Origin of the sequence: Mesorhizobium sp. M7A.F.Ca.CA.002.09.1.1 (assembly GCF_003998555.1) — a bacterium.
Taxonomy (GTDB): Bacteria; Pseudomonadota; Alphaproteobacteria; order Rhizobiales; family Rhizobiaceae; genus Mesorhizobium; species Mesorhizobium ciceri.
Genome location: NZ_RZRR01001071.1, coordinates 1 through 1,650 on the forward strand (window position 1 = coordinate 1; position 1,650 = coordinate 1,650).

The 1,650-nt window shown below is 66.7% G+C and carries 2 protein-coding genes; both read left to right on the plus strand.

Going from position 1 to position 1,650, the window contains the following annotated elements; all coding sequences use genetic code 11:
- Positions 1–908: phosphoribosylformylglycinamidine cyclo-ligase (purM, locus tag EN994_RS30325; RefSeq protein WP_127308096.1), on the plus strand; the 908-nt coding region annotated here is incomplete at its 5' end.
- Positions 905–1,618 carry a phosphoribosylglycinamide formyltransferase gene (purN, locus tag EN994_RS30330; RefSeq protein WP_013532446.1) on the plus strand — a complete coding sequence of 238 codons (714 nt, stop codon included), beginning with the start codon at positions 905–907 and terminating at the stop codon, positions 1,616–1,618. The genes purM and purN, both read left to right, overlap by 4 nt.
- Positions 1,619–1,650 lie beyond the last annotated feature (32 nt).

A 1,650-nucleotide genomic window follows, 5' to 3' on the forward strand; every position in this document is an offset into this window, starting at 1 on the left:
AGGCGGCCGGGTTTACCGATCCGGTGCTGGTGGCGGCCAATGACGGCGTCGGCACCAAGCTCAAGATCGCCATCGATGCCGGCAAGCACGACACGATCGGCATCGACCTCGTCGCCATGTGCGTCAACGACATCGTCGTGCAAGGTGCCGAACCGCTGTTCTTCCTCGACTATTTCGCCACCGGCAAGCTCGATCCCGACCAGGGTGCCGCGATCGTCGGCGGCATTGCCGAGGGCTGCCGCCAGGCCGGCTGCGCGCTGATCGGCGGCGAGACCGCCGAGATGCCCGGCATGTATCACGGCAACGACTACGACCTCGCCGGCTTTGCGGTGGGTGCCGCCGAACGCGGCCAATTGCTGCCCACCGATGACATTGTCGAAGGCGACGTGCTGCTGGGCCTGGCTTCCTCCGGCCTGCACTCGAACGGCTATTCGCTGGTGCGCCGCATCGTCGCCGTCAGCGGTCTGTCGTGGAGCGATCCGGCACCGTTCAACGACGAGGCCACTCTGGCCGAAGCACTGCTCGAGCCGACCCGCATCTACGTCAAGTCGATTCTCAAGGCGATCCGCAACACGCATGGTATCAAGGCGCTCGCCCACATCACCGGCGGCGGCTTCCCGGAAAACATTCCACGCGTGCTGCCCAAGGATTTTTCGGCCGAGCTCGACCTCGAGGCGATCGACGTTCCTCCCGTGTTTTCGTGGCTGGCCAAGACCGGCGGCGTGGCGCCGGAAGAAATGATGCGCACCTTCAATTGCGGCATCGGCATGATCCTGGCGGTCGCGTCCGGCCAGGCAGCGCAGGTCGCGGCCGTGCTACAGGAAGCCGGCGAGACGGTGACGCCGATCGGCCGCATCGTGCCGCGCCGCGACGCAGGCGTCATCTATCGGGGTTCGATCGGCCTATGAGCGCGCAGAGGAAACGCACCGTTGTCCTGATCTCGGGACGCGGCTCCAACATGACCGCGCTGATTGCCGCGGCCAGCGACCCGTCGTTCCCGGCCGAGATCGTCGGTGTCATTTCCGATAAGGCGGATGCCGCCGGGCTCGGCATCGCCAGGGCGCGCGGCATCGCCACGCAGGTCGTCTCACGTGCCGACCACGGCAGCAAGCAGGCGCATGACGCCGCCATCGACGCGGCCCTTACCGCCTTCAACGCCGAGATCGTGGCGCTGGCCGGCTATATGCGCATCCTCAGCCCCGGCTTCGTCCAGAAATGGCAGGGCCGCATGATCAATATCCACCCTGCCCTGCTGCCGGCCTTCAAGGGGCTCGACACCCATGCGCGCGCGCTGGCCGCCGGCATCCGCATCCATGGCTGCACCGTGCACTTCGTCACCTCCGAGATGGATGACGGCCCGATCATCGCACAGGCAGCCGTGCCGGTGATGGTCGGCGACACCGCCGATACATTGGCAGCCCGCGTGCTGAAGACCGAACACCGGCTCTATCCGCTGGCGCTGGGGCTGGTCGCCGAAGGCAAGGCGCGCATGGAGTCCGGCCGCACCGTGCTTGCCCACTTTGCCGACGATGCCGACAACGGCACCTCGGTGGTGATGGCCCCGGATCCGCTGCGCGAGGAAGCCGACCTCGAGCATCTGGCGCGCATCACGCCTTGAGCTTAGAGCGGCGATGAAACAGCTTCTCCTGC

Coding starts and splice junctions, on each gene's coding strand:
- purN (WP_013532446.1), top strand. CDS start 905: ATGAGCGCGCAGAGGAAACGCACCGTTGTCCTGATCTCGGGACGCGGC.